This window comes from Azospirillum sp. B506 (genome assembly GCF_000333595.1).
Lineage (GTDB): Bacteria > Pseudomonadota > Alphaproteobacteria > Azospirillales > Azospirillaceae > Azospirillum.
The window spans coordinates 1-1243 of sequence record NZ_BADK01000161.1 but is presented as its reverse complement, the minus strand read 5'-3'; the positions used below and the strand labels follow the sequence as shown (position 1 = coordinate 1243).

Genomic DNA, 1243 nt, shown 5'->3' with positions numbered 1-1243 from the left:
GGGGTAGAGCACTGGATGGGTAAGGGGGGCGCGAGCCTTACCAAACCTAACCAAACTCCGAATACCCGTGAGCAGAGCGCGGCAGACAGACGGTGGGTGCTAAGGTCCATCGTCGAGAGGGAAACAGCCCAGACCGCCAGCTAAGGTCCCCAAATCACGGCTAAGTGGGAAAGGATGTGGGAAGGCCATGACAACCAGGAGGTTGGCTTAGAAGCAGCCATCCTTTAAAGAAAGCGTAATAGCTCACTGGTCTAGTTAAGCCGGCCTGCGCCGAAAATGTATCGGGGCTCAAGCCGTGTACCGAAGCTGCGGATGCGATCTTTGATCGCGTGGTAGCGGAGCGTTCCGTAAGCCTGTGAAGGGTGCCCGTGAGGTCGCCTGGAGGTATCGGAAGTGAGAATGCTGACATGAGTAGCGACAAACAGTGTGAGAAACACTGTCGCCGAAAGTCCAAGGGTTCCTGCGCAAGGTTAATCCACGCAGGGTGAGCCGGCCCCTAAGGCGAGGCCGAAAGGCGTAGTCGATGGGAACCACGTTAATATTCGTGGGCCTGGCGGAGGTGACGGATCCCAACGCGTGTACGATCTTATCGGATTGATCGTGCTGTAGAGGGGTTCCAGGAAACAGCCCCGCCATATAGACCGTACCCCAAACCGACACAGGTGGACTGGTAGAGTATACCCAGGCGCTTGAGAGAATGGTGTTGAAGGAACTCGGCAAATTGCCCTCGTAACTTCGGAAGAAGAGGGCCCCGTTGGGACGCAAGTCCTGGCGGGGGGCACAGACCAGGGGGTAGCGACTGTTTACTAAAAACACAGGGCTCTGCGAAGCCACACAAGGCGACGTATAGGGTCTGACGCCTGCCCGGTGCCGGAAGGTTAAGAGGAGAGGTGCAAGCCTTGAATTGAAGCCCCGGTAAACGGCGGCCGTAACTATAACGGTCCTAAGGTAGCGAAATTCCTTGTCGGGTAAGTTCCGACCTGCACGAATGGCGTAACGACTTCCCCGCTGTCTCCAACACCAACTCAGCGAAATTGAACTCTCGTGAAGATGCGGAGTTCCCGCGGTCAGACGGAAAGACCCCGTGCACCTTTACTACAGCTTTGCAGTGGTGCTAGGGACTCATGTGTAGGATAGGTGGGAGGCTTGGAAGCATGGGCGCCAGCTCGTGTGGAGCCAACCTTGAAATACCACCCTTGAAGTCTCTGGCATCTAACCGTGGGCCCGTTATCGGGGTCCGGGA

The 1243-nt window shown here is 56.7% G+C and carries 1 rRNA gene; it reads left to right on the top strand.

The window, feature by feature from the left end:
- Positions 1-1243, top strand: a 23S ribosomal RNA gene (locus tag I71_RS05770); the annotation flags it as partial.